The sequence below is a fragment of the Halorubrum sp. CGM5_25_10-8B genome (genome assembly GCF_005435095.1).
Lineage (GTDB): Archaea > Halobacteriota > Halobacteria > Halobacteriales > Haloferacaceae > Halorubrum > Halorubrum ezzemoulense.
The window spans coordinates 223707-248150 of record NZ_SGTY01000004.1 but is presented as its reverse complement, the minus strand read 5'-3'; the positions used below and the strand labels follow the sequence as shown (position 1 = coordinate 248150).

At 69.0% G+C, this 24444-nt stretch carries 23 protein-coding genes and 1 pseudogene; 11 read left to right on the top strand and 13 right to left on the bottom strand.

Features of this window, described 5'->3' with window-relative positions:
- Nucleotides 1-46: 46 nt before the first annotated feature.
- The 5 genes and pseudogenes from EXE51_RS05600 to EXE51_RS05580 form a co-directional block, all read right to left on the bottom strand.
- Nucleotides 47-247 (bottom strand): annotated as a pseudogene (locus tag EXE51_RS05600) (flagella accessory C family protein); the annotation flags it as partial.
- A 148-nt stretch (nucleotides 248-395) separates the two neighbouring features.
- Entirely contained in the window at nucleotides 396-971 is a 576-nt protein-coding gene (locus EXE51_RS05595; RefSeq protein WP_086219913.1) for a chemotaxis protein CheD, read from the bottom strand.
- Nucleotides 968-2158 carry a chemotaxis protein CheC gene (locus EXE51_RS05590; protein WP_086215276.1) on the bottom strand — a complete coding sequence of 397 codons (1191 nt, stop codon included), beginning with the start codon at nucleotides 2156-2158 and terminating at the stop codon, nucleotides 968-970. Before EXE51_RS05590 ends, EXE51_RS05595 begins: the two co-directional genes overlap by 4 nt.
- On the bottom strand, nucleotides 2158-2514 hold the full coding sequence (gene cheY, locus EXE51_RS05585) for a chemotaxis protein CheY (protein ID WP_004597560.1): 357 nt from the start codon (nucleotides 2512-2514) through the stop codon (nucleotides 2158-2160). The genes EXE51_RS05590 and cheY overlap by 1 nt, the downstream gene beginning before the upstream one ends.
- 97 nt (nucleotides 2515-2611) lie before the next feature.
- Complete coding sequence (locus EXE51_RS05580; RefSeq protein ID WP_199234027.1) at nucleotides 2612-4996, bottom strand: BGTF surface domain-containing protein; 2385 nt, start codon at nucleotides 4994-4996, stop codon at nucleotides 2612-2614.
- Between the two features lie 209 nt (nucleotides 4997-5205).
- On the opposite strand from EXE51_RS05580, the gene EXE51_RS05575 reads away from it, so the two are divergent.
- Nucleotides 5206-5661: a zinc ribbon domain-containing protein gene (locus tag EXE51_RS05575; RefSeq protein ID WP_094553366.1), complete on the top strand. Its 456-nt coding sequence runs from the start codon at nucleotides 5206-5208 to the stop codon at nucleotides 5659-5661.
- Between the two features lie 3 nt (nucleotides 5662-5664).
- On the opposite strand, the gene EXE51_RS05570 is transcribed toward EXE51_RS05575, so the two are convergent.
- From EXE51_RS05570 to EXE51_RS05550, 5 genes are all read right to left on the bottom strand, one after another.
- Nucleotides 5665-6414, bottom strand: coding sequence for a hypothetical protein (locus tag EXE51_RS05570; RefSeq protein ID WP_137692175.1), 750 nt, complete (start codon nucleotides 6412-6414; stop codon nucleotides 5665-5667).
- Between the two features lie 83 nt (nucleotides 6415-6497).
- A complete protein-coding gene (locus EXE51_RS05565) occupies nucleotides 6498-7175 on the bottom strand; it encodes an archaellin/type IV pilin N-terminal domain-containing protein (protein ID WP_137692174.1) in 678 nt (225 codons plus the stop codon).
- Nucleotides 7176-7177: 2 nt separating this feature from the next.
- On the bottom strand, nucleotides 7178-7798 hold the full coding sequence (locus EXE51_RS05560; RefSeq protein ID WP_137692173.1) for an archaellin/type IV pilin N-terminal domain-containing protein: 621 nt from the start codon (nucleotides 7796-7798) through the stop codon (nucleotides 7178-7180).
- Nucleotides 7799-8137: 339 nt separating this feature from the next.
- The gene (locus EXE51_RS05555; protein WP_094553370.1) at nucleotides 8138-8722 is read right to left on the bottom strand and encodes an SHOCT domain-containing protein; all 585 of its coding nucleotides are present in this window, start codon (nucleotides 8720-8722) and stop codon (nucleotides 8138-8140) included.
- Between the two features lie 224 nt (nucleotides 8723-8946).
- Complete coding sequence (locus EXE51_RS05550; RefSeq protein ID WP_094494441.1) at nucleotides 8947-9285, bottom strand: hypothetical protein; 339 nt, start codon at nucleotides 9283-9285, stop codon at nucleotides 8947-8949.
- Nucleotides 9286-9470: 185 nt separating this feature from the next.
- Between EXE51_RS05550 and EXE51_RS05545 the strand changes: the two genes are divergently transcribed.
- Complete coding sequence (locus EXE51_RS05545; protein ID WP_004597591.1) at nucleotides 9471-9809, top strand: helix-turn-helix domain-containing protein; 339 nt, start codon at nucleotides 9471-9473, stop codon at nucleotides 9807-9809.
- 41 nt (nucleotides 9810-9850) lie between these two features.
- On the opposite strand, the gene EXE51_RS05540 is transcribed toward EXE51_RS05545, so the two are convergent.
- Nucleotides 9851-10582 carry an ATPase domain-containing protein gene (locus tag EXE51_RS05540; protein ID WP_094494440.1) on the bottom strand — a complete coding sequence of 244 codons (732 nt, stop codon included), beginning with the start codon at nucleotides 10580-10582 and terminating at the stop codon, nucleotides 9851-9853.
- Nucleotides 10583-10726: 144 nt separating this feature from the next.
- Here EXE51_RS05540 and EXE51_RS05535 point away from each other — a divergent pair, with 144 nt between their 5' ends.
- The 5 genes from EXE51_RS05535 to EXE51_RS05515 all read left to right on the top strand — a co-directional run bounded on the left by EXE51_RS05535 (nucleotide 10727) and on the right by EXE51_RS05515 (nucleotide 14644).
- Nucleotides 10727-11290 carry a HalX domain-containing protein gene (locus EXE51_RS05535; RefSeq protein ID WP_137692172.1) on the top strand — a complete coding sequence of 188 codons (564 nt, stop codon included), beginning with the start codon at nucleotides 10727-10729 and terminating at the stop codon, nucleotides 11288-11290.
- A 192-nt stretch (nucleotides 11291-11482) separates the two neighbouring features.
- Entirely contained in the window at nucleotides 11483-12412 is a 930-nt protein-coding gene (locus tag EXE51_RS05530; RefSeq protein ID WP_137692171.1) for a spondin domain-containing protein, read from the top strand.
- Between the two features lie 3 nt (nucleotides 12413-12415).
- Nucleotides 12416-13981 (top strand): molybdopterin-dependent oxidoreductase, encoded by a 1566-nt coding sequence (locus EXE51_RS05525; RefSeq protein ID WP_137692170.1) that lies wholly within the window; start codon nucleotides 12416-12418, stop codon nucleotides 13979-13981.
- A gap of 85 nt (nucleotides 13982-14066) precedes the next feature.
- A complete protein-coding gene (locus EXE51_RS05520; protein ID WP_049932663.1) occupies nucleotides 14067-14348 on the top strand; it encodes a winged helix-turn-helix domain-containing protein in 282 nt (93 codons plus the stop codon).
- Nucleotides 14345-14644, top strand: coding sequence for a hypothetical protein (locus tag EXE51_RS05515; RefSeq protein ID WP_049932664.1), 300 nt, complete (start codon nucleotides 14345-14347; stop codon nucleotides 14642-14644). Before EXE51_RS05520 ends, EXE51_RS05515 begins: the two co-directional genes overlap by 4 nt.
- Nucleotides 14645-14703: 59 nt before the next feature.
- On the opposite strand, the gene EXE51_RS05510 is transcribed toward EXE51_RS05515, so the two are convergent.
- The gene (locus tag EXE51_RS05510; RefSeq protein ID WP_137692169.1) at nucleotides 14704-16122 is read right to left on the bottom strand and encodes a DHH family phosphoesterase; all 1419 of its coding nucleotides are present in this window, start codon (nucleotides 16120-16122) and stop codon (nucleotides 14704-14706) included.
- A 169-nt stretch (nucleotides 16123-16291) separates the two neighbouring features.
- Between EXE51_RS05510 and EXE51_RS05505 the strand changes: the two genes are divergently transcribed.
- The 3 genes from EXE51_RS05505 (at nucleotide 16292) to EXE51_RS05495 (ending at nucleotide 21110) form a co-directional block, all read left to right on the top strand.
- A complete protein-coding gene (locus EXE51_RS05505) occupies nucleotides 16292-17623 on the top strand; it encodes an O-acetylhomoserine aminocarboxypropyltransferase/cysteine synthase family protein (RefSeq protein ID WP_049932666.1) in 1332 nt (443 codons plus the stop codon).
- Nucleotides 17620-18918: a homoserine O-acetyltransferase gene (gene metX / locus EXE51_RS05500; RefSeq protein WP_094494433.1), complete on the top strand. Its 1299-nt coding sequence runs from the start codon at nucleotides 17620-17622 to the stop codon at nucleotides 18916-18918. The genes EXE51_RS05505 and metX overlap by 4 nt, the downstream gene beginning before the upstream one ends.
- 539 nt (nucleotides 18919-19457) lie before the next feature.
- Nucleotides 19458-21110: a long-chain fatty acid--CoA ligase gene (locus EXE51_RS05495; RefSeq protein WP_137692168.1), complete on the top strand. Its 1653-nt coding sequence runs from the start codon at nucleotides 19458-19460 to the stop codon at nucleotides 21108-21110.
- 36 nt (nucleotides 21111-21146) lie between these two features.
- Here EXE51_RS05495 and EXE51_RS05490 read toward each other — a convergent pair whose 3' ends face one another.
- Nucleotides 21147-21611 carry a DUF5807 family protein gene (locus EXE51_RS05490; protein WP_049932670.1) on the bottom strand — a complete coding sequence of 155 codons (465 nt, stop codon included), beginning with the start codon at nucleotides 21609-21611 and terminating at the stop codon, nucleotides 21147-21149.
- A gap of 316 nt (nucleotides 21612-21927) precedes the next feature.
- On the opposite strand from EXE51_RS05490, the gene EXE51_RS05485 reads away from it, so the two are divergent.
- Nucleotides 21928-24429, top strand: coding sequence for a DEAD/DEAH box helicase (locus EXE51_RS05485; protein ID WP_137692167.1), 2502 nt, complete (start codon nucleotides 21928-21930; stop codon nucleotides 24427-24429).
- Nucleotides 24430-24444: the final 15 nt, after the last annotated feature.

Below are 24444 nucleotides of genomic sequence, written 5' to 3'. Positions count from 1 at the left end.
GTCGTACACGGTAATGGGCCTCGAACTACCGGTGTGGGGAGCTCCAACCGCCGCCCATGCCGCCGCCCATCCCTCCACCCATGTCGCCGCCGAAGGGATCGTCGTCGCCGTCCATACCCCCGGAACCGTCGTCGCCGGATCCGTCGTCGTCGAGGAACCTGTCGAGGACGCTCGCACCGACGAGCCCCAGCGTGGCGACTGCCCAGGCGGCGGTTGGAGCTCCCCACACCGGTAGTTCGAGGCCCATTACCGTGTACGACCCGCAGAACGCACTTCAATTCACCCCTCAAAATATCAACCGTGAGAAAGCATGCCGTCGGTCGAATATCGGACGTTACAGGACTAAATGCGGAGAACTGAGACGGAAAGGGGACCGAACCGCCGCCGATCGGCGCTCAGATCGCCCGCTCGAAGCCGTCGGCGGCGCGGACGACGAGCCGACCGTCCGAGCGGAACCGGACCGTGCGGCCGACCGCGTCGCCGACGTCGCTGGCGACGATCGGGACGCCGGCGGCGTCGAGCACCTCGCCGACCCGCTCGACGTTCCGCGGACCGACCGCGTCGGTGAGGTCGAGCATCTCGGCGCCGCCGGCGACCCGCGCCTTCAACCGCCGGGGGTCGGCGCCGGCGTCGTCGAGGGACGCGATCAGCGAGTCGACCCCGGTGTCGACGTACTTCGCGGGTCGCGAGGTCGCGGTCGTCCGCCCCTCGCCCGCGGGCAGCATGGCGTGGAGGAGGCCGCGAGCGCCGGCCCGCTCGTCGACGAGCGCGACCGCGACGCAGGAGCCGAGCCCGCTGGTGGTCAGGACCGCGTCGTCGGTCGTCACCGCGAGTTCGCCGACGCCCACTTTGATTCGGCCGGGGTCGTCGGCCGCGGCACCGCCGGTGACGGCGGCCGGGTCGGCGACCGCGTCGCTCTCCGTCCGCTCCGCCGGGTCGTCCGGTGGGTCGTCGGAGAGCGAGCGGGTCACGAGTCGGAGAGTCGGTCGAGCGCCCGAGCCAGTTCGCGCTCGTCGGGGAGCGCGTACACGTCACAGCGCGCCTGGATCCCCTCGGTCTCGATGGCGGTGTCGATCACGAACCCGTAGTCCTGTCGCTCGCTCAGCTTCGCGACGAGCGGGCTGATCGTCGAGGCCCCGATGTCGTGGACGAACTCCGGCGGCGAGTGGGTGATCGACGTGCCGAGCACGTTCGCCCAGCCGTCGATGAACCCGCTCGTCATCACGTTGCCGAGCTCGCAGAGCGCGTTCTCGGCCATGTCGCCCAAGGGTTCGTCCGGCTCCATCGGGAGCATCGCGTCGGCGACCGCCGCCGCCGAGGACTCCTCGAAGAGGATCGCGAGGTAGCCGCTCGGCTCTCCCTGGAGCTCGAACACCGTGCCGGCATGCGGCTCGGTCCCCACTTCCGCGGGCACGTCAGCGAGCGGGACGAACCGGAGCCGGCTCACGTCGACGCTCGTCTCTAACCCGGTCATCATCGAGATGTTGTCGGCGGCGTTCGCCGACCCCCGCTTCGCCAGCGAGGAGAACGTCGACAGCGACTCGTACGGCACCGCCGTGCTCTCCGTCCCGCCGTTCGCCTCGCCGCCGGCCGTCGCCGCGGGGGCCGTCTTCCCGACGATGAGGTCGCGGAAGGGCCCCGAGTCGGGAAGCATGTAGATGGAGAAGTCGAGGTCGGTCGTCGTGGCGTCCAGCCGACTCTCGAAGAGGAACACGCCGTCGCCCGCGAGCGCGCCGTCGGGCAGCACCGCGGCGCCGTCCGCCTCGAAGTACCGCGGGGGCGACATGTCTATCGCCTTCCCGAGGTAGTTCGCCCAGCCGTCGAGGAAGCCGCCGAGCGCGATGTTGCCGACCTCCGTCACCGCGCTGCGCTCCATCGACTGCCCGCCGGGTAAAAGCGAGAGGAGGGCGTCGGCGTTGACCGCGTCGAACGCGAGGACCGCCTCGCCGTCTAACCCGCCGCGGAGCCCGACGCTCACGCCGATCGACTCCCGGCCCGCGAACGACTCCGCGAGGTCCTCGCCGCTGGCGACGCTCGCGCCCGTCACCTCCACCGCGAGGTCGGTCCCGGTCAGGTCCGAGAGCGCGCCGGCGGCCTGTTTGGCCCCCCGCTCCGCGAGGCGATTACAGGCCCCGAGCGCGCGGACGTCGACGCGCATTATACCGCCGAGCCGATGGCGTCGAGCACGTTCGGCTTCTGGAACGGCTTCGTGATGTACCCCTCAGCGCCCGCCTTGATGGCCGCCTTCATCTTCTCCTCCTGCCCGACGCTGGTACACATGATCACCGTCGCGTCGGGATTCTCCTCTAAGATCTCCGTCGTCGCCTCGATCCCGTCGCGGATCGGCATCACGATGTCCATCATCACGAGGTCCGGACCGTGCTCTTCGTACATGTTGACCGCCTCCACGCCGTTCTCCGCCTCCCCGACGATCTCGAACTCGCCTTCGAGGATCTCTCGGAGGAGGTTCCGCATGAACTCCGAGTCGTCGGCGATGAGTACCCGCGTAGCCATTGTTGTCTGAATCCGGGCACAGCGATCACTTAACCGCTCCCCCGCGGTTCTCAGCGCTGAGAACGGAGCGGGACGCGGCCGGTCGCCGCCGGGTGAGTCACACCCAGTGGCCGAGGATGTGGATCGCACCGACGAGGACGGTGCCGCCGAACGCCTCGCGGGTGCCGAACGGGAGCGGGAGCATCCCCACGCCGTCGGAGTCGCCGTCGTCGGGGGGCGCGTCATCGGGAGTTTCGTCGGTCGTCGTGTCCGATCCCCCCTCGCCGTCGGAGCCCTGGTCGGCGTCAGAATCCGAATTGGAGCCATCCGTGTCGCCCGAGCCGTCCGTGTCGGACCCGTCGTCGCCGTCGTCGGTGTCTGTCTCGTTTCCGTCACCGGTTCCGTCGTCATCAGTGGCGGACCCGTTGGCGTCGGCGTTCGACTCGCTATCGTCATCGATCGTCGTCGTCGCCGGATCGGACTCGACCACGAGCGTCCCGCCGTGGGTGTCGCCGTCGAGCCGAAGGGTGAACGGGTAGGTACCCGGGTCGAGGTCGAGGGTCACCGAGCCGAACCCGTACGTTCGGGACTCGTCCGGGGCGAGCCGAACGCCCCACGACCCGGCCTCGCTGCCGTTGTCGACGGTGAGTGTGAGCTCTCCCTCGCCCGTGAGACCGCCCGCGTTACGCGCGGTGGCCCGGAGCGCGGAGAGGTTTCCGCCCTCGGTGACGGTGACGTTCTTGGGGGCGTCCTCGATCTCCAGCTCGTCCGGGTTGTCGGCGTCTCCGACGACGATGACCGTCCGGCTGTCGCGGAGCGTGGAGCCCTCGTACAGCTCGTAGTTCAACCGTGTGCCGGGAGCGGTCCCGTTGAGATCGACGTCGACACTGAAGTTCCCGTCCGAGACCTCCAGCGGCGACTCCGTTCGGAAGGGGGCGTCGCCGGCGTCGTTTACGAACGTCGCGGACATCTCGCGCACCGGCAGCAGCGACGTCGTCCCGGTGATGCGCCCGTCGTCGGCCTCGACGAGAATCTCGCCGTCGTCGGTGACGTGGTCGTACCGGACGTACCGCTCTCGGACGCTGAACGACGCCTCGGCGCTCGCCGTGCCGTCGGCCGCCCCCCAGTAAGGGAACTGCGCCGAGATATCGTCGTCGTTCGCCGACGCCGCCTCGAAGGCGGCCGGCGGTTCGCCGTCGTCAGCGAACGAGTACCGCTCGCCCTCCGTACCCTCCAGCGCAAACTCGACGGCGAACTCGTCGCCCGGCGCGGGGCCCTCAGTGAAAGCACCGCCGTCGCTCGTGTCGATGACGAGGTAGAACCGTCCCGGCGCGTCGGGCGTCTCTAATTCCGTCGCGTCCGCCACGAAGAGCTTGACGTCGCCCGGGTCGGCGCGCGAGAGGTCGAGCTCCGAGGGGGCTTGGTTCATCCCCGGGTTCGTCTGTCGGACCCGGAGCGACACGCCTTCCTCCGCATCCAGTAGGTCGGTCAGCACCTCGTGATCGATCGCTTGCCCCGGTTCGAACTCCTCTTCGTCGCCGGCGAAGTGTGACAGAGCCCCCCAGATGCCGGTCGACTCGAACCCGAGGACGATCCGGTTGCCCTTCGTCACCTCAGTCCGATCGAGCCCGTTGCTCCGGATGTCCTCGATCGACTCGGTCTCGGATTCCTCGTTGAGGGCGCTCGGGTCGACGCTGGTGAACACCTCGACCTCGTCGTGGAACCGCGGTTTCTCCAACACGAGGTCGGCTTGGTCCGCACTCTCGGTCGGCGTCACCGCGCCGGAGTCCTCGACGACGAACGTCCCGTTAGTGATCGCGAGCCGGTACCGCTGCGGGGCCAGGGGTCGGGCGAGCCCGCCCGCGCCGGTCGCACCGGAGAACGCGCTGAGGTTGTCGAGGCTTTTTGCGACGGGGTTCCCGTCCTCGTCGACGAACTTCAGGTCACACGACGTGGATTCGAGGCCACAGCTTTTGACATTACTCGCGTCGGTGCCGATCGTCCGCGTGTTGATCGTCGTCTCGCTCGTGTCCGAGATCTTGACCACGTCGACGAAGCCGACCGACTGCCCCGTGTCGCTGAGCCGGTTCCCGCCGATCAGCAGGTACTCGTCTCCGTCGGGGTTATCGGCGGTGTATCTGATCCTGACCGGGTCGCCCGCGACGCCGGTGTACGTCGCCCGAGAGAACCCGCCGCTGATCTCCGGGCGGTCCACCGGACTGGTCGGTCCCGGGGTCTCGACCGCGGCCGGCGCCGTCGTTCCCGGGTCGACAGATGGAGCGGGCGGGCCGGAAGAAAGCCCCGCCGCGGCCGGAGCGGTCGTGATGACGCCGGCGAGGGCGACGAGGGCGACGAGGCCGATCACGCCCGCCTGAAACGTCGATGGCACGAGCCCGGAGAGACGGGACCGCCGGTCCGTTTCGGAATCAACCGCCCGATCGCCGTCGGTCGCCGTCGGGTCCGTCAAGCGCGTGTCGGTCAGGTAGTCGTGGTCCATCGTCATGGGGGCGTGGTCAACGAGGTCGGGCCGGACGACGACCCGCGGTTGGTTAGCGACGACTCAGCGAGTCACCGACTAAAGCGTACCCTCCCGATTATCAGGGCGTGTAACGAGACCGGGGCAAATAGAGAGGAAAACGCGGGAATCGCCCGACGTGAGCGGCGTCCTCGGTCCGAAGAATTAAGCCCGGCCGGCGCCCGATCCACGCCAAGATGCCATCGTGTCCCCGCTGTGACGCTCCGGTCGACGACGAGGCGCGGTACTGCGGGCAGTGCGGCGCCCCGCAGACGGAGGACGCGGCCGAGGAGTTGGACGAGTACGTTCAACGACAGGCGGAGCAGGTCGCGGGGGGAAGCAGCGGCGGTGGCGGATCCGACGGCGGCGGATCAAGCGGGAGCGACGCGTTCCCCTCCATGGAGGAGCTCTCGGACCGTGAACAGCTCTGGCGCCGCGGATCGTACGTCCTCGGGTACGGGACGGTCGTGATCGCATTGACCCGCGTGCCGGCAGCCGAGTCGTGGCCGCTCATCCTCGCCGGCGTCGCGATCCTGCCGCCGATCCGCCGGCTCACCGCCGGGCCGCTCGGCAGCCCGCTGAAACGGGAGGTGATGGCGGGAGCCTACGCGATATTCGCGCTGATCGGGGTCGCGCTGTTCGCGCTGCTGTGATCGTTACTCGATCCTAAACCCCCCCGCGTCCTCAGCGGCGCGCACCAGATCTCCGATGCTGTCGCTCGCCGAGAGCCCCTGACTCGCCGCGAACCGCTTGATCATCACCGGCGGGAGGTCGACGGTCGTCTCGGAGGCGGCGAGCAGCAGCCCGATCGCCTCCGGCGTCGGCGAGCTCGGCCCGGCGCTCGACGCGAACCACGATATCAGCGTATCGAACGTCGCCGTCACGTCGTTCGACACCATGCGCTGGCGGGTGGTGTCGCCTTCCGCGTGGAGCGTCGCGTCGATGCCGTAGTCGAAGCCGTCGCCGTCGAAGGAGGTCGCCAGCCACCGGCTCACCGACTGTCGGTCGACCGCGTCGCCGCCCGTCGCGGGCCGGGACTGTCCCCGTCCTTGTGCGGCGCTCGGCGGTGGCTGTCCGGAGCCGGGCGATCGGCCGTCCGGGGGCTGTCCGCTCTGTGGTTGGCCGCGCTCGCCGACACCCGGGCCGGCCGCGCTCGCCCGCGGGTCGTCGCCTGCGGGGCGCCGCTCATCTGGATTCGCCGGGTCGGCCGTCGTGAATCCGGAGTCGTCGGCGGGCTGTGCGCGGCGTTGCTCGCGTCCGCGGCCGACGTTCGGGCGGCCGTTCGTCCCGACGACGTAGCGACCCTGCCCGATCTCGACGACGTTCTCGTCGTCGGTGAAGTCGAGCTCCTCCGGGTCGGCGGGCGTCGCGTCCGGATCGCTCGCGGGGGGATCGTGGTCACTCATGGGCCGTGGTAGCGCGCGACGTAAAATAGGTGTTCCGGCGGGCTGGCCGCCGCGACGGTGGTTACCGCGCTGTTCGAAGCTCGTTAGAGCCGGACTGCTTCGCCTTCAGTGCTGAACAGGTCCGGAGCAGCCACCTCGACAGACGTCGTCGCGCCGGACGGCGAGACGATGTCAAGCGACGCGGTGTCGCTCTCACCGAATATGTCACCGTCATTTGCCAAAGTAGTGTTACCAAACGGCTCATTTAGGGTGTTGAAGACGAGTGTAAACGAGTTAGTCGAGTTGATTACAGCTCGGTTGGGAGTAACGAATGTTCCACTGCTGTCCTCCACAGCAAATTCGTCAACGGCTAAGTTGGATATGTCCCCACTAATACCCGATCTGTTGAGCACCAAGGTATCCTGTCCGGTGGGGCCAACAACCTGAACGGTGGTCTCATTTAGGTCGATTTGGTCAGCACCGGGAGCGGCGGAGACGCTGACGCGAACCTGTGAGAGGTTAGTCGGGTTGTCTCCGACAGTTTGACCGTATTGTTGGGTACCGCTATCCTCTACAATGCCGGTTGTACCCGTGACTTCAATCCGTTCAGAAACGAGGTCAGTACTTTCTTGTCCTGTTGCCTCTGCCTGCGACTGAAGAAATCCAGCCGTGTTGATCAGCACGCCAGCAGCAATTGCTGCTACCAGAACCATCGCGATGAACACGATGAGAGTTCCGATTCCAACTTGACCGCGTTCTTCACTTGTGATTTTTTCGAACATTGTTACAGCCTCACAGAGGTCTGATCCGATGTGAGCGTAGTCGGAACGCGAATTTCTTTGGTTGTCGTAGCACTCGATGGTGTTGTGAATGTGACTGTGATCTCTTCACCCGATCGAAGTTCGCCGTAGTTATCGAAGTCACCTCCCTCGGTAATACTAGCATCGTCCAGATCGGTCGATGTGAGGCTCACCTGAATAGCAGCGCGATCGCTATTATCTGTTAATACGTTGTTAGAAACGCCGATGATGTCTTCAATAGGTTCGTTAAGATCACCGATCTGTGTGCTGTTCTGTCCTTGCTCTCCAATAACTTGGATTGTGGTCTCATCTAAGTCTATGTTCCCGGCACCCGGAGCCTTAGCCACGACAAATGTGACGTTGTCAACTACAAAGCCATTGGTATTGGGAGTCACATTACCCGATGTACTCACCACTTGGATCCGGTCACTCACTTGCGCTGTACTCTCTTCGCCCGTTGCTTCTGCCTGCGTCTGGAGGAACCCGGCCGTGTTGATCAGGACGCCGGCGGCGATCGCCGCCACCAGCACCATCGCGATGAACACGATGAGGGTCCCGATCCCCACTTGACCGCGCTCTTCCTCGTCCAGTATAGTTTCGAACATTGTGTGTTGCGTCGGCCCCCGGCCTGCCCGGCGGGCGTTATCGATAGCGAAGTGGATTTCCTACTTAAGATCACGTCCCCGGTTATCCGAGTTGATAAACACGTCACGTCGTGCGATTTCCGGGTTATTTTGAGTAGTTTAGTTACAGAATATATCAACGACTTCGACGAGAGAGTATCAGATCTGGATCTGCGGCGCAGCGGCGGTACCGACCGGTCTCCGTCACGAATCCGATGTGCGAACGAGCGGCGGCCGCGTCGGGCGAGACTGACGAGCGAGAAGGGGTGAATACCGGGTGTCAACGACGCCGTTCGAAAGAGCGATCCCCCCGAGGCCGTTTCAGCGCTCGTGCTCGGGGGCAGTCGTCTCGGGCGTCTCGCGTCGAGACGTCGAGTCGGTGCGGTCGCGGTCGGCGGAGACCAGTCGGTCGAGGCGGCGCTCGAACTCCGCGTCGGAGATATCGCCCTCGACGTAGCGGTGTTTGAGGCGCTCGATCGGCGTCGCGGGCGCCTCGCGGTCGGCGTCCGCCGGCGAGGTATCGCGGTCCTCGGCGATCCGGTCCGCGAGGTAGCCGCCGAGCGCGCCGCTGCCGACGACGTACGCCGCGCCGAACAGCGTGAGCGCGAGGACGCCCACGGTCGCCGCGGGCGACACCGCGGCCGCGACCCAGACGGCGAAGAACGTCAGCGGCAGCGACAGCAGCGCGACCAGCGCGCCCGTGGCGGCCCCGATCTTCGGGCCGCGGGGGCGCTCCGCGTCGTCGGTCCAACTCGCCACGCCGGCGCCGACCGCGGGCGCGACCAGCCCGACGACGGGCAGGACGCTCACGAGCACCGTGACCCCGGCGCCGACGCCGGCGCGCGCGGCGAGGTCCGAGAGGCGCGCGACCGGCGAGAGGCCGCCGCGGCCGTCGGCGGTCGTCATCGTCGACGCCCCGGGCCTCGGGGCGATTCACCGGGTCGGCGCCGCCGCGGAGCCGGTCGCGGGCTCGCGGTCGCGCCGCCGTCTCGACAGCGATCTGTCATCGAGATCGCTACGGACCGAGAACGCAAAAGGGCGTCGGGGAGCGGGGTACGCCTCCGGTTTCGCGGCGTTCGCTCGGGATCGATTCGGCGGCGACGCGGGGGGTTGGGGCTCGGACCCGACTGTCACCGATCGCGGAGGCGCGACAGCTCCGACTCGGGGATCACGAACTCGCGCGTCCCCGGCTCGTACACCGCGAGGCTCCCGGCGACGAGCGCCATCGACGCCGCCAGCAGCCCGGTGTTGACTAAGAGTAGCGCCTCGGCGTTCGCGAAGCCGGTCCGAAAGGCGACCGCGGGCGTTCCGACCGCCGCGACGACGACGAGGCCGAAGCCGGCCGCCAGGTACGCCATCGCCGTGCGGCCGGACGACCGGTACGCCGCGACGGCGAACGCGACGAGCGTCGCGCTCGCGCCGGCCAGCACGGTGGTCGTCATCAGGTACAACCCCTCGATGAGCTCCATACCTCACCTGCTCGAACGCGGATAATAAACCCACGGTGGCGGGTATCAGCGGCGATAACACGGCGAACCGATTCGAGTCGCCGAACCGCCCGCGGTCCCGTACCGCGCGCCGGATCGCGAGGATTGCCGCCCGGGACACTCACCGGTACCATTATAAGAGATAAAAATCAATCTCGATAACGTGAATGGTGGGGGACGATCTGATCACCGTACTCGGTAACAAATACAACACGGACATCCTGACGGCGACGGGCGACGCGAAGTCGGCGCAGGACCTCAGCGACCAGTTGGACGTCCCGATCGCGACGTGTTACCGACGGATCAACGAGTTGGAGGAAGCGGACCTCCTCGAGTTACACGATCGCCCGCTCTCGGACGAACACCGGCGCGTGAAGGTGTACCGCCGGAAGGTCGACGGGGTCGAGGTCGACTTCCGCGACGGGCTCACCGTCGAGGTGGAGGAGCGGTCGGCGGTGAAGAACCGCCTCGACGACGTCTGGCGCGACCTCTCGTCGCGGGAGTAGCGGGCCGAGCGGCCGGACGCGTCGGGCGCCTACCGCCGGCGTCAGAACGACGGCTGGTCGTCGGAGCCGCCCATCATCGAGAACCCGCCGGCGCGCTCGTGGACTGTGATCCCACCCTGCCCGATCTCCATCGGGAAGATGTCGGTGTCGATGTCCTGTTTCCGCATCTTCGCAACCCAGACGTAGCGGTTGACGCCCGAGTCCGTCGGCGTCTGGATGAAGTAGATGTTCCCGTCCGTGAGGAAGTTCTCTAAGCCGACCTCGGTGTCGGGGAAGACGGCGCCCTGCTCGTTGATGAGCAGCGAGGTGAGCCCGTTCGCCTTGAGGATGTCCGAGAACTTCAGCAGGTAGGTGCGCTTCTCCTGTTCGGCGTCGAAGAAGAGCTGGAACATCGACAGCGAGTCGAGGACGAGCCGGTCGAACTCGCCGTCCTCGACCGTGTCGAGCAGGCGGTCGACCGCGGTCGAGAAGTCGGTCTCGCGGAGCATCTCCCGCTTGTCGAGGATCACGATGTCGCCGTCGTCGACCATCTCGTCGAACCCCTCGAAGCCGACGGACGCGGCCGCGCCGCGGATGTCGGCCTCGTCCTCCTCGAAGGAGACGTACACGCCGCGCTCGTCGTGTTCGGAGACGCCGTGATGGAGGTACTGGATGCCGAAAATGCTCTTGCCGGTGCCCGGGTTGCCGGAGACGAGGACCGTCGACCGCTCGGTGATGCCGCCGGTGAGAATGGAGTCGAGCCCCTCGACCCCGGTGGAGACGAGTTCTGACATTCGTCTCCCCCTTGGCGGCCGGAGTATATAAAAGACGGTTGAGCACATCGGGCGAGCGAACGGCGACAGTTTTATCTCTCGACACGCCGCCCGTTCGTGTATGCCCGGTGAAGCGTGTCCGGTCGCCCTCGGCGGTGATCGGCGGTGAGCGATCCGTCGGTGCTCGTCGTGGAGGACGAGCCAGACATCGCGGCGCTGTACGCCGGCTTCTTAGAGGAGCGGTACGCCGTCGACGTGGCGGAGACCGCCGCCGAGGCGATCGACCGCGTCGACCCCGCCGTCGACGTGGTGCTCCTCGACCGCCGCCTCCCCGACGGGAGCGGCGACGACGTCTTGGGACACATCCGCGAGGAGGGGTACGACTGTCGCGTGGCGATGGTCACCGCGGTCGAACCCGACTTCGACATCATCGACATGGGGTTCGACCTCTACCTCACCAAGCCGGTGAGCCGCTCGAAGCTGCTCGCAGCCATCGACACGCTACTGACGCGCAGCGAGTACGACGACCTCGTTCAGGAGGCCGCCGCCCTCGCCAGCAAACGCGCGGTCCTCAGCTCGCAGAAACCGGCCGCACAGCGCGAGGAGAACGAGGCGTACGCCGAACTGGTCGACCGGTTGGAGGACTTGGACGCCGACATCGACGACCTCGGCGAGTCGCTGTCGACCGACGACTACCGCGCGATGTTCCGCGACCTCGGCGAGGCCTGAGGCGGCGACTGTTTTCTCCGCCGCGCTCATCGACACCGAGCGTCGCCTGCCGCGCCGGTAGCGACGGGTGGCGGAACCCGCCGACCGCGTCCGGATCCCGAACGAAGTTTGAACGGAGTTCGCCCCGACTCCGCACCGAGTTTGTTCCGTACTTGAAAAATCTATATCCCCGTCATCGCCCTCGCCGAAGCCATGACGAACCGAGACGCGCGGCGACGGTTCCTGACGGCGAGCGGCGGACTCGCGACGCTGGCACTCGCCGGTTGCCTCGGCGACGGCGGGACGGGTGACCAAGGCGGCATGGATGACGGCAGCGGGATGGACGGCGACGGTGCGATGAACGGTGACGGCGGGGCGGACGACGATGAGGCGATGGACGGCGACGGCGGAACGGACGACGACGAGACGGGTGACGACGGGATGGCGGAGTCCGCCACCGTGCGAGTGCGGATCGAGAACGTCGCGTCCCCGGACTTCTATCCCGCCGAGACGCCGACGGACGGCGCCGTCTGGATCACGCCGGGCGCGTACGCCGTCCACGAGGGAGAGAACCCGGTCTACGAACTCGGCGAGTCGGCCTCGATCGGCCTCGAAGCGCTCGCGGAGGCGGGTCCGCCGACCGGCTTCGAGGGGGCAGACGGGCTCGTCGACGAACTGGAGGCGTCGTCGGTCGTCGCCCACTCGGGGGTGTACGCGCCGGCCGACACCGTCGCGGACCCGAACGACCCGACTGGCGAGGTTCCGGGGGCACCACCGATCGCGCCCGGCGGCGCGTTCGAGTTCGAGGTCGACGTCTCGCCCGGCCACCGGCTCTCGTTCGCCTCGATGTTCGTCCCCTCGAACGACGTGTTCGTCTCGACGGAGGAGACGGGGATCGTGCTCTGGCCGGAGGACGGCGACCCGGTCGACGGCGACGTCACCGACGCCGCGGCGCTGTTCGACGCGGGGACGGAGCCGAACGCGGAGCCGCCCGGAAGGGGCCCGGACCAAGCCCCGGCGCAGGAGGCGCCGGACCAAGGCGCGGACGAGGGCGGCGTCGTGCGTCGACTGCGCGAGGTCGACGACGGCCACGAGTACCCGGCGGTCGGGGACGTAGTTCAAGTGACCGTAACCCCGACGTAAAGTATGATCAACGGTCCCAAACGCCGAGACGCGCTGCTGGCGGCGGCTGCCGGCGCCGCCGCGGTCGCGGGGTCGTACCTCGCGACGGGGTGGACGCCCTCGTTCGTCGTGCGGCCGGTCGACCAGGCGATCGTCAACCTGACTCCGGGGCCGGTCGTGACGTTCGCGATCGCGACGTTCGGCGACGCCGGCCACCTGATCCACATCGGGATGGCGGTCGCGGCCGTCGCGGGGCTGTTCGGCGCGGTCGCGTTCGCGGGCCTCCGGGTCGCCGCGCGCACAGAGCGACGGGCGACCGCGGCGGCCGCGGCGGGCGGCGGGGCGTGGCTCCTCGCGGCGGCGCTGACCGGCGTCTCGATCGGGGCGCTGGGCGCGGCGCTCCCCGCGGCGGCGGTCGCCGGGGTCGGCTGGCTCCCGCCGAGCGCCGACGGCCCCGCGTCTCCGTCCCCGTCGAACTCTGCGCCGGACGACGCTTCCGAGCGGGAGGGAATCGCCGCGGACGGGAGTCGGCTACCCGCCGGCGTCGACGCGGTGCGTCGTCGGACGCTCGGCGTCGTCGCGGGGACGCTCGGGTTCGTCGTCGCGGCGGCCGGCGGCCGGCGGCTGTCCGCCGCGGGCGACGATCCCCTCCCGGACGCCCCGCGGTCCGAGGGCGCCGCGGTCCGACTCCAGGAGCTCGACGCGGCGGGGCTGGCGTTCGAGAGCGACGACCTCCACGACATGGTGAGTCCGATCGGCGAGTTCTACAACGTCGACATCGCGGAGTTCGACCCGGAGGTCACCGCCGCCGAGTGGTCGCTGACGTTCACCGGCGAGACCGAGACCGACCGGACGGTCACCTTCGACGAGCTGGTCGACCGACCGGTCGAACACCGCGCGATCACGCTGCGGTGCGTCGGCGAGGACCTGAACGGGCGGAAGCTGGACAACGCCGTCTGGACCGGAACGCCGATCCGGCCCCTGATCGAATCCGTCGACCCGCAGGGCGAGTGCGACTGCGCGATGCTGCGCGGCGAGGACGGCTACTACGTCCAGTTCCCGGTCGACGTGCTCGCCGAGGGGTTCCTCGCGTGGGGGATGAACGGGAAAGAACTCCCCTCCGGTCACGGCCACCCGGTCCGGGTGCTGATCCCGGGCCACTGGGGCGAGACGAACGTGAAGTGGCTCTCGGAGATCGAGCTCCTCAGCGTCGAGGACGACGGCTACTGGGAGGAGCGCGGTTGGGAAGGGACCGGCGAGGTGAAGACGGTCGCCAAGCTCTGGGACGAGGGGATCACCGAACTCGGCGACGGGCGAGTCGAACTAGCCGGCCACGCCTACGCCGGGACCCGCGGGGTCGAGCGCGTCGAGGTGTCGACCGACGGCGGCGACTCGTGGACGGACGCCGCCCTCTCCGACGCGCTGCCCGACGCGGACGTCTGGCGGCAGTGGCGCCACGTCTTCGAGCCCGACGGGGAACACGAGGTCGTCGTCCGCGCCACCGACGGGACGGGGACCCTCCAGTCGGGCGAGGAGTCGGGCTCCGTCCCGAGCGGCGCGTCGGGGTGGGTCCGGCGGACGGTCGGCTGACGTGGCCGCCGCGCTCGGTGCGCTCGCCGGGACCGACCCGGGGCGAAACGACTTTCATCACATACCGGACACACCAGTACGTCAGATGGAGAAGGCCCTGTGGTACCTGTTCGTCGCGAGCCGCGGTGGCGCCAACAGGGTCCGGATCGTCCGGCGGCTCCGCGACCGTCCGCGGAACGCGAACGAGCTCGCGGAGGCGCTAGACGTCGACTACAACACGATCACACACCACCTCGACATGCTGAAAGACCACGACGTCGTCGAGCCGAGCGACCACGACTACGGGAAGCTGTACTTCCTGACCGACCGCTTCGAGCGCCACGCGGAGACGTTCGAGGAGATCACCGGGGAGGTGGACGCGGAATGAACCCCGCGTCGCCGACCGGCGTCGCCGTGCTGATCGCGGTCGTCAACAGCGCCCTGCTGGCGGTGCTGGGTTCGGTCTGGCTCCGCAACTACCGCGAGTTCGGGTCGACGCTGCTGCTCGGGCTGGTCGGGTTCAGCGGCGTGCTCCTGATCGAGAACCTCGTCTCGGTCGCCTTCTTCTTCGCGAGCATGCGGACGCTGTACGCGATGGACCCGCTCGTGGGGCGGGTGGTCCTCGCGATGAGCGTGCTGGAACTGCTCGCGGTGTCGCTACTGACCTACGCGACGGTCAGGTGACCGGGGCGGCGGTGAGTTGACGAGGCGACCGCGTCCCCGCGAGCGGGGAGCGCGGCGGCTCACGAGAGCTGGTCGCCGACGATCCGGTCGGCCGCGGCGAGGAACGCGTCGCGCTCGTCGATGGGGATCGTCGCGCCCGCGGCCACGTCGTGCCCCCCGCCGTCGCCGCCGACCGACCGGCTCGCCTCGCGCATCACCGCGGAGAGGTCGAGCCCCTTGCGGACGAGCGCGTGCGAGCCGCGCGAGGACACCTTCAGCTCCTCGGCGCTCTCCTCGGCGAAGGCGATCACCGGCTTCGATCGGTCGACCGCGGGGGAGCCGACCGCCATCCCTGCGACGATGCCGACGATGGTCTCGCGGATGCGCGACTCCGCGTCGAACCACTGGAGGTGCTCCTCGTGGGTGACGCCCTCGTTTTTGACCCACTGGAGCCCCTCGGAGAGGTTCTGTCGGTGGGTGCGGAGGAGCCGGCGCGCCTCCGCGAGCGCGTCGCCGCGGTCGCCGAGACACACCGCGAGCCCGACGTCGCCGCGCTCGTAGCGCGCGGTCGCGTTGAGCAGCGTGGAGAACTCGCTGACGTCGCGAAGCTCGGTGCCTGGCTCCTCGTCGGTCAGGGTGTAGGCGGTGCCGATGAGCGCCTCGATCCGCTCGGAGGGGACGCCAGAGGCGACCGCGCGGCGCATCAGCGCGGAGGCGAGCCGCTGGCGCTCTTCCGCGTCGAGGTCGACCCAGCGGCGCCACTCCCCGTCGCGTTTCACGTCGAGGTCGAGGTCGGTGAGGAAGGAGATGGCCCCCGCCTCGTCGTTCGAGATCCCCGGGATGTCCACGTCGGAGGCGTACTCCAGCAGCTTCGGGAGCGGGCGGGTCTGTCTGCCGTACAGGTCGAGGTCGGTCTGCGCGTCGAGGACGCCGGCGTCGACACCGTCAGCGACGATCGACTCGTTGGCGCCGACGAGCCCGTCCGCCGAGTCCTGCATGTCGCCGACCGCGCCGACGACGGCGAGCCCGGCGAGGTCGCGGTTGTCGCCGTCGGGCCCCTCCAGCGCGCGGGCGAGGAGGTAGCTCGCGCCGGCACCCGACAGCTCGCTCGCGCCGTCGATCCCCTCCAAGAGGGGGTTGAGGTGGTACCGCGTGTCGCGGTCGGCGGGCTGGTGGTGGTCAGCGATGACGGGGACGAAGTCGCCGCGGTCCTCGTGGTCGGCGATGGCGTCGAGCTGGCCGGAGCCGAAGTCGGTGAACAGCACCACGTCGAACTCGCGGGCGGCGATCCCGGCGATCGAGTCGGCGTCCAACTGCTTCTCGAAGACGACCTCGTGGTCGATCCCCGCACGGGCGAGCCCGGTGGACGCGACCGCGGCGCTCGTGATCCCGTCGGCGTCGATGTGGGACGCGAGCAGCACCCGGTCGGCCTCGCGCAGCCGGTCGGCGCAGTCGGTCGCGCGGTCGGCGAGGTCGGGGACTGGGGCGGCGACTGCCATTACCACCGGTTGGCGCCCGACCGGTCATAAACGCACGCTTCGGGCGCGGAACGACGCGACGGCGACGGCGGCGGCGCCCAGCGGCGCCGCCCGGCGGACGCGGCGCCGAAGGGGCATCAATTGCCGTAACTGACAGTTATAGATGTATGTAGTCGTATGAGCAACAAACATGACACGTGGGTTTTCGACCCGGAGTCTCCACGCCGGCGCCGAGCCCGACGCGGCGACCGGCGCCCGCGCCACGCCGATCCACCAGACGACCTCGTACGTTTTCGACGACGCGGACACGGCGGCGGAGCTGTACGCGCTCCGGGCGGAGGGCCACGTCTACTCCCGGCTCTCGAACCCGACGGTGAACGTCTTAGAAGAGCGGCTCGCCGACCTCGCCGGCGGGTCGGACGCGGTCGCGACGGGGTCGGGGATGGCCGCGTTCGACGCGATAACCACCGTCCTCGCGAGCGCGGGCGACAACGTCGTCGCCAGCTCCGAGATGTACGGCGGGACGGCCGCGTACCTCACCAGCGTCGCGGACCGCCGCGGGATCGAGACGCGGCTCGTGGAGACCCTCGACTACGACGCGTACGCCGACGCGATCGACGACGACACCGCGTTCGTCCACGTCGAGACGCTCGCGAACCCCTCGCTCGTCACGCCCGACTTCGAGCGGCTCGCCGAGATCGCCCACGAGAACGCGGTGCCGCTCGTCGTCGACAACACGTTCGCGACGCCGTACTGCTGTCGGCCGTTCGAGCACGGCGCCGACGTCGTCTGGGAGTCGACGACGAAGTGGATCACGGGCAACGGCACCACCGTCGGCGGCGTCGTGATCGACGGCGGGCAGTTCCCGTGGGACCACCCCGACGCCGACTACGCCGAGCTCGACGGCGAATCGCCCGCGTACCCGATCGACTTCGTCGAGCAGTTCGGCGACGCCGCGTTCGCGAACGTCGCCCGCCAGCGCGGCGTGCGGCCGACCGGCGGCCAGCAGTCGCCCTTCGACGCGTGGCAGACGATCCAGGGGCTGAACACGCTCCCCTTGCGAATGGATCGCCACTGCGAGAACGCGCGGCGGGTGGCCGAGTTCCTCCGCGGCGACGACCGCGTCGACTGGGTGACGTACCCCGGCTTCGAGGACCACGAGAGCCACGGCAACGCCGCGGAGTACCTCGACGGCTTCGGCGGGATGGTCACCTTCGGCGTCGACGGCGGGTACGAGGCCGCAAAGACCTTCTGCGAGTCGGTCGACCTGACGAGTTTCCTCGCGAACATCGGCGACGCGAAGACGCTCGTCATCCACCCCGCCTCGACCACCCACGCGCAGATGGACGAGGACGAGCAGCGGCTCGCGGGCGTCTACCCCGAGATGCTCCGGCTCTCGGTGGGGATCGAGGACCCCGACGACGTGATCGCCGACCTCGACGCGGGACTGGCCGCGGGCGAGCACGTCGCGGCGGGCCGGACCGAGGAGGAGCGGGCCGCGGACGAGGGGGCGGACCGATGAGCGCCGTCCCGACCGACCACGGCGTCGCCTCGCTCGGCGAGTTCACCTTCGAGTGCGGGCAGTCGGTCCCCGACTTCGAGGTCGCCTACGAGACGCACGGCGAGTTCGACGGCGACAACGTCGTGCTCGTCTGCCACGCGCTCACCGGGAGCCAGAACGTCGCGCGCTCCCCCGAGCCGGAGCGGGACGCGGAGACCACCGGGGCCGGGCAGGCCGGGCAGGCCCGGGCGTGGTGGGACGACGTCGTCGGCCCGGGGAAGGCGATCGACACGACCGAGTACTACGTCGTCTGCGCGAACGTCCCGGGCTCCTGTTACGGGACGACCGGTCCCGCCAGCGAGCGACCCGCGGACCTCGACCTCCGCGAGGAGCCCGACCACGACCGGTGGGGGACCGCGTTCCCGCCGGTCCAAGTTGAGGACTGGGCGCGCGCGCAGCGCCGGCTGCTCGACCACCTCGGCGTGGGGCGGCTCCGGGCGGTCGTCGGCGGCAGCGTCGGCGGGATGAACGCCTTGGAGTGGGCGAAGCGGTACCCGGACGACGTCGACCGCGTGGTCGCGATCGCGACGGCCGGACGCCTCGACGCGCAGTGTCTCGCGCTCGACGCGGTGGCGCGCCGGGCGATCCGCGCGGACGCGGACTGGAACGGGGGCGACTACTACGGCGACGACCGGCCGGCCCCGACCGAGGGGCTCGCGATCGCCCGCCAGATCGGCCACATCATGTACCTCTCGAAGGCGTCGATGGAGCGGAAGTTCGGGCGCCGGTCGGCCGGCCGCGACTCCCTGACGCGCGAGGACGGGGACCTCGGGCTGCCGCCGGAGCCGACGGCCGGGTTCTTCCCGTACCGCGAGGTCGAGTCGTACCTCGACTACCAGGCGGAGGGGTTCGGCGACCGCTTCGACGCGAACAGCTACCTCTATCTGACGCGCGCGATGGACGAGTACGACCTCGCCGCCGGCCACGGGACCGACGCCGACGCCCTCGCCGCGTTCGAGGGCGAGACGCTGCTGATGAGCTTCACCGCCGACTGGCACTTCACCGTCGAGCAGTCGGCGTCGTTGGGCGACGCGTTCCGCGAGGCCGGAGTGCCGGTCGCCCACCACGTGGTCGACTCCGACCACGGCCACGACGCGTTCCTCGTCGAGCCGGAACACGTCGGCCCGCCGGTCCGAGACTTCCTCGCCGACGGCGTCGACGGCCGCGCCGTCTCCGACGAGGACGGCGACGACGGCGACGACCCGCGGCCCGACTCCGACCACGCGCCGGTCCACGCGAGCCTGTTTCGGGGGTAATCCACTCGCTTGAATTGGGTGCGGTGGCGCGCGCCTCCGAGCGGGCCACCGGCCCGCGAGGAGCGCGTGCGAGGTCGCCGGCGCTACGCGCCGGCTGCCGGGGAATATTCGATTCTCGCTGGAGTCGGCCGACCGGAGCGAAGCGGAGGGAGGCCGACGAGGCTGGGGCGGCGTGAGGTGCGGTGCTGTGCGGTGCGGGGCGGGACGCGAAGGGGCAGCCGCGAGGCGGCCGCAGGCGACGTAAGCACCGCAGGAGCGACTGACACGAGCGACGGGGTGCGTGGTGCGAGACGCCAGAGGCGTCTCGTCATCACGAAAGGCGCTCCGGACCTTTCGACCGGCAGCGAGCGTACGCCCGCCTCGCGGCTGGGGCTCCGGTGGTGTTCGTGTCGATCGGCCATTTATATGCAGATGCGTAGAGACAGGCGTCCGGGGCTTCGGCGGCGTCCACCGAGGATCCGCGATCAATCAGTTACTCGTAAAGAATCACGATCAATCATGATAACGTTCATAGTTCCAGACCGCGTGAGGTGAGAGGTATGCCAGGCGGACACGCGCAGACCCTGCGACCGTTCATGTGGCGCGCCGAGCGACTGTACCCCGACACCGAGATCGTCTCGCGGACGCACGAGGGGCGGACGCGGCACACGTATGCCGAGTACGCCGACCGGACGGCCCGGCTCGCGAACGCCTTAGACGACCACGGGATCGAGCGCGGCGACCGCGTCGCGACGTTCTGTTGGAACCACACGCGGCACTTCGAGACGTACTTCGGCGTCCCGAACACGGGCGCGCAGCTCCACACGATCAACCCGCTGCTGCCCGACGAGCACATCCGGTACATCGTCGACGACGCCCAAGACGAGATCATCTTCGTCGACCCGTCGCTCGCCGAGAAGATCGCGGGCGCCGCGGAGGGGGCGGAAGAGTTCGACGGCGTCGACTTCGTCGCGATGGGCTCGGAGGGCATCGACGCGCTCGACGCGCCCGCCTACGAGGAGTTCATCGCGGACCACTCGACCGAGTACGACTGGCCGGACCTCGACGGCGACCAGCCCGCCGGCCTCTGTTACACCTCCGGCACGACGGGGAAGCCGAAGGGGGTCGAGTACACCCACTCGATGCTGTGGAGCCACACGATGGCCTCCCAGACCCCGCAGGGGATCCCGATGGAGGACTCCGACGTGGTGATGCCCGTCGTTCCCATGTTCCACGTCAACGCGTGGGGGATGCCGTTCACCGCCGCCGCCGCGGGCGCGAAGCACGTCTACCCCGGTCCCTCGCCGGACCCCGCGGACCTCGCGGCGCTGATCGAAGAGGAGGGCGTGACCATCTCCGCGGGCGTGCCGACGGTGTGGCTCGGCCTCCGCGAGTACATCGAGGAGGGTAACGAGGTAGACCTCTCGACGCTCGACACCGTGATCATCGGCGGCGCGGCCGCGCCGCAGGCGCTGATCGAGTGGTACGACGAGCGCGACGTGGAGGTGCTCCACGCGTGGGGGATGACGGAGCTGTCGCCGATCGGCACCGTCTCGCATCTCAAAGACGACCTTCGCGACGCCGAGTACGAGACTCAGGTGAACAAGCGCTCGAAGCAGGGGCTCGTCGCTCCCGGCCTGGAGTTCGAGGTCATCGACGAGGACGGCGAGGAGATCCCGTGGGACGGCGAGGCGTTCGGCGAGCTCCGGATCCGCGGCCCGTGGGTCACGAAGGAGTACTTCAAGCGCCCCGAGGCGAACGAGGAGGAGTTCGTCGACGGCTGGCTGAAGACCGGCGACGTGGTCACCGTCGACGAGGACGGCTACATGCAGCTCGTCGACCGGACGAAGGACGTGATCAAGTCCGGCGGCGAGTGGATCTCCAGCGTCGAGTTGGAGAACGCGATCATGGCCTACGACGGCGTCAGCGAGGCGGCCGTCGTCGGCGTGCCCCACGAGCGCTGGCAGGAGCGCCCCGTGGCGTTCATCGTCGTGGCCGAGGGCGTCGACCGCGACGAGCTCGTCGAGCGGATCGAGACCGGGCTCCGCGAGGAGTACCCCAAGTGGTGGGTCCCGGACGCGGTGGAGTTCATCGACGAGGTTCCCAAGACCGCCACCGGGAAGTTCTCGAAGAAGGACCTCCGGGAGCAGTACGGCGACCAGTCGCTCGTCGAGGGGGCCGTCCCGGAAGACGACGCGCCCGAGCAGGAGTAGTCGAGCCGAGCGGGTAGCCGGTCGCTCGGCGGGCTTTCAGTCGTCGCGGTCGCCGACGACCCACTTGTGCGAGTAGCTCTCGCCGCAGGTACAGTGAGCGTACGCGTGGACCACGTCGCCCTCGGCGTAGAGGCCGCCGACCTCCTCGTTTTGCGCCTCGGCGAACGCGAAGATGAACTGGATGTCGTGGTCGGCTTCGGGATCCTCGCTCGCGTCGTCCGCGTCCGGGCCGTCCGCGAACGGACACGCGCCGTCGTCGAGCGAGCGCGCGATCTCGCCCTCCGCGGCCATCGCCGTCTTCGCGAACTCCATCGCGCCCATGCCCGTGCCGGCCTGGAACGCCGACCGCCCGGTCTCGCCGTCGAGGATCAGCCGCACGCCGCCGGCGGTCTCGGTGCCGACCTCGCGCAGCCGGGAGTCGTCGTCGAGGTACGCGTCGCTCAGGTAGAAGACCACGTCGTCGAGCCGCTCGCCCGCGAGGAACTCGTCGAGGTTGCTCATGCCGGCCGGAGGCGCGTGAGCGGTAAAAGGCGTGCGTGTCGCCCCGAGCGGAACCGGCTCCGGTCGCGGGCGATCGCGGAGCGGCGATCCGCCGAGCAGATAATAGATCGTGTGGAATCGGGGTAACTGTTAATACGCACCACGGAGATCCGTCGCGTGATGAGCACGCAGAACAGATCCGACGACCGGCTCGCGGAGTGGGCGCAGCTGGTCGACGAGGACGTTCCGGAGGAGCTCCGAGAGGAGCGTTCCGTCGACGGATAACTTTCACCCCGCTTCGCGAAGGCTTTAGGCCGACGGCGGCGAAGCACCGCCGATGGCGACCGAGGCCGCCGGGATCGACAGACCCCTGCTCGTCGACGACTTCCTCCAGCGGCGCCGCTACCAGCTCCAGCTGGCGGACGCCGCCGCCGACGAACACACGCTGGTCTGTCTCCCGACCGGCCTCGGCAAGACGACGGTCAGCCTGCTCGTCACCGTCGAGCGCCTCCACGAGGCGGGCGGGAAGGCGCTCTTCTTGGCCCCCACGAAGCCCCTCGTCCAGCAGCACGCGGACTTCTACCGCGAGGCGCTTGAGATTCCGGACGACGAGATCGTCGTGTTCACCGGCGACGTGAAGCCCGACGACCGTGCCGCGCTCTGGGACGACGCGCGCATCGCGATCGCGACGCCGCAGGTCGTCGAGAACGACCTCGTCGGCAACCGGATCTCGCTGCGCGACGTGACCCACCTCACCTTCGACGAGTGCCACCGCGCGACCGGCGACTACGCGTACGTCTACATCGCGGAGCGGTACCACGCCGACGCGGCCGACCCCCTCGTCACCGGGATGTCGGCCTCGCCGGGCGGCGACACCGAGGAGATCGAGACGGTCTGCGAGAACCTCGGGCTCGTCAACGTCGAGGTGATGACCGAGGAGGACGCCGACGTCGACGAGTACACTCACGACACCGACGTCCAGTGGGAGCAAGTCACCTTGCCGGACGAGGTGCTCGCGATCCGGGACGCGCTCAACGAGGTGATCACGGACCGGCTGGAGAAGCTGAAACAGCTCGGCGTGACGAACACGACGAACCCCGACCTCTCGCAGAAGGACCTCAACAAGATGCGGGGGCAGCTGAAACAGATGATGGACAACGACCAGTCGGAGGGGTACAAGGGGATGAGTACCCACGCCGAGGTGATGAAGCTCCGGCGCGCGACCGAGCTTGTCGAGACGCAGTCCGTCGAGTCCGTGCGTCGCTACTTCGAGCGCCAGCGCGAGGCCGCCCGGTCGTCGGGCGCGTCGAAGGCGAGCCAGCGCATGGTCGCGGACCCCAAAGTGAGAGAAGCGATGCGGAAGGCGGAGTCGTTCGACGGGCTCCACCCGAAGTTCTCGAAGGCCCGCATCCTGCTGGCGGAGACGCTCGGGATCAACGAGGGCGAGCGCGCCATCCTGTTCACCGAGTCCCGCGACACCGCCGAGGCGCTCGTGGAGTTCCTCTCCGCCAGCTTCGACGTGCGCAAGTTCGTCGGACAGGGCGACAAGGACGGCTCCGACGGGATGAGCCAGAAACAGCAACAGGAGACGCTCGACGAGTTCAAGGCGGGCGAGTTCGAGGTGCTCGTCTCCACCTCGGTCGCGGAGGAGGGCCTCGACGTGCCCGAGGTCGACCTCGTCTGCTTCTACGAGCCGGTCCCCACTGCGATCCGCTCGATCCAGCGCAAGGGGCGGACGGGCCGGCAGGCCGAGGGAAAGGTCGTCGTCCTGATGGCCGAGGACACCCGCGACGAGGCGTTCTTCTGGATCTCACGGCGCCGCGAAAAGAAGATGGCCAGCCAGCTCGCCGAGCTGAAGGAGGCCACCGACGACATCGAGGAGTCAGTCGGCGACGAGGGACAGGCGGGCCTCGACGCGTTCGCCGGCGGGTCCGCGAGCGAGGGCGACTCTGGCGAAGGCGGCTCGGGCGATGACCAGGGTGAGGCTGAGGGCGAAGTCGATGGTGACGATGAAGGCGAGATCGGCGGTGACGACGAGGGCGACGCCGGTCTCACCGACTTCGCTGCGGAAGCGCGGGAGGGAGAAGACGACGTGGACGACGTGGAGGCCGAGGCTGACGGAGAGACGGAGGTCGAGGGAGAGACGGACGCAGGCGACGACGGCGTCGTCGCCACCGCCGGCGTCGACGAGGGCGTCGAGGTCGTCGTCGACCAGCGCGAGCTCGACTCCTCGATCGCGAAGGACCTCTCGACGCGCGACGGCCTCGTCACCCGGCTGGAGACGCTCGCGGTCGGCGACTACGCCCTCTCGGACCGCGTCGCGGTCGAGCGCAAGTCGGCGGCCGACTTCGTCGACTCGATGCTCGATTCCGACCGGTCGATGTTCGAGCAAGTGGGCGAGCTCTCGCGGGCGTACGCTCGCCCCGTCATGGTCGTCGAAGGGACGAACCTCTACGGCCAGCGCGATATCGACCCGAACGCGATCCGCGGCGCGCTCGCGTCGCTCGCGGTCGACTTCGACGTGAGCGTCCTCCGCACCGAGGGCGAGGAGGACACCACCGAGCTGCTCGCGACGATCGCCAAGCGGGAGCAGGAGACGCGCGACCGCGAGGTGAGCGTCCACGGCGAGAAGACGACGAAGACCCGCGCGGAACAGCAGGAGTACGTCGTCTCCTCGATCGCCGACATCGGGCCCGTGACGGCGCGGACGCTGCTGGAACACTTCGGCACCGTCGAGGCCGTGATGACCGCGCCCGAAGACGACTTACTGGACGTCGACGGCGTCGGCCCGGTGACCGCGGAGCGCATCCGCGAGGTCGTCGGGACCGAGTACGAGTGAGGCCGGACCGGCCGC

What these genes read in the sequence shown, in the direction of transcription:
- EXE51_RS05570 (WP_137692175.1), bottom strand. Translation starts at nt 6,414, where the DNA reads ATGAGTGACCACGATCCCCCCGCGAGCGATCCGGACGCGACGCCCGCC.
- EXE51_RS05590 (WP_086215276.1), bottom strand. Translation starts at nt 2,158, where the DNA reads ATGCGCGTCGACGTCCGCGCGCTCGGGGCCTGTAATCGCCTCGCGGAG.
- EXE51_RS05530 (WP_137692171.1), top strand. Translation starts at nt 11,483, where the DNA reads ATGACGAACCGAGACGCGCGGCGACGGTTCCTGACGGCGAGCGGCGGA.
- EXE51_RS05580 (WP_199234027.1), bottom strand. Translation starts at nt 4,996, where the DNA reads ATGACGATGGACCACGACTACCTGACCGACACGCGCTTGACGGACCCG.
- EXE51_RS05515 (WP_049932664.1), top strand. Translation starts at nt 14,345, where the DNA reads ATGAACCCCGCGTCGCCGACCGGCGTCGCCGTGCTGATCGCGGTCGTC.
- EXE51_RS05495 (WP_137692168.1), top strand. Translation starts at nt 19,458, where the DNA reads ATGCCAGGCGGACACGCGCAGACCCTGCGACCGTTCATGTGGCGCGCC.
- EXE51_RS05560 (WP_137692173.1), bottom strand. Translation starts at nt 7,798, where the DNA reads ATGTTCGAAACTATACTGGACGAGGAAGAGCGCGGTCAAGTGGGGATC.
- metX (WP_094494433.1), top strand. Translation starts at nt 17,620, where the DNA reads ATGAGCGCCGTCCCGACCGACCACGGCGTCGCCTCGCTCGGCGAGTTC.
- EXE51_RS05505 (WP_049932666.1), top strand. Translation starts at nt 16,292, where the DNA reads ATGACACGTGGGTTTTCGACCCGGAGTCTCCACGCCGGCGCCGAGCCC.
- cheY (WP_004597560.1), bottom strand. Translation starts at nt 2,514, where the DNA reads ATGGCTACGCGGGTACTCATCGCCGACGACTCGGAGTTCATGCGGAAC.
- EXE51_RS05575 (WP_094553366.1), top strand. Translation starts at nt 5,206, where the DNA reads ATGCCATCGTGTCCCCGCTGTGACGCTCCGGTCGACGACGAGGCGCGG.
- EXE51_RS05550 (WP_094494441.1), bottom strand. Translation starts at nt 9,285, where the DNA reads ATGGAGCTCATCGAGGGGTTGTACCTGATGACGACCACCGTGCTGGCC.
- EXE51_RS05485 (WP_137692167.1), top strand. Translation starts at nt 21,928, where the DNA reads ATGGCGACCGAGGCCGCCGGGATCGACAGACCCCTGCTCGTCGACGAC.
- EXE51_RS05565 (WP_137692174.1), bottom strand. Translation starts at nt 7,175, where the DNA reads ATGTTCGAAAAAATCACAAGTGAAGAACGCGGTCAAGTTGGAATCGGA.
- EXE51_RS05490 (WP_049932670.1), bottom strand. Translation starts at nt 21,611, where the DNA reads ATGAGCAACCTCGACGAGTTCCTCGCGGGCGAGCGGCTCGACGACGTG.
- EXE51_RS05510 (WP_137692169.1), bottom strand. Translation starts at nt 16,122, where the DNA reads ATGGCAGTCGCCGCCCCAGTCCCCGACCTCGCCGACCGCGCGACCGAC.
- EXE51_RS05525 (WP_137692170.1), top strand. Translation starts at nt 12,416, where the DNA reads ATGATCAACGGTCCCAAACGCCGAGACGCGCTGCTGGCGGCGGCTGCC.
- EXE51_RS05540 (WP_094494440.1), bottom strand. Translation starts at nt 10,582, where the DNA reads ATGTCAGAACTCGTCTCCACCGGGGTCGAGGGGCTCGACTCCATTCTC.
- EXE51_RS05555 (WP_094553370.1), bottom strand. Translation starts at nt 8,722, where the DNA reads ATGACGACCGCCGACGGCCGCGGCGGCCTCTCGCCGGTCGCGCGCCTC.
- EXE51_RS05545 (WP_004597591.1), top strand. Translation starts at nt 9,471, where the DNA reads ATGGTGGGGGACGATCTGATCACCGTACTCGGTAACAAATACAACACG.
- EXE51_RS05520 (WP_049932663.1), top strand. Translation starts at nt 14,067, where the DNA reads ATGGAGAAGGCCCTGTGGTACCTGTTCGTCGCGAGCCGCGGTGGCGCC.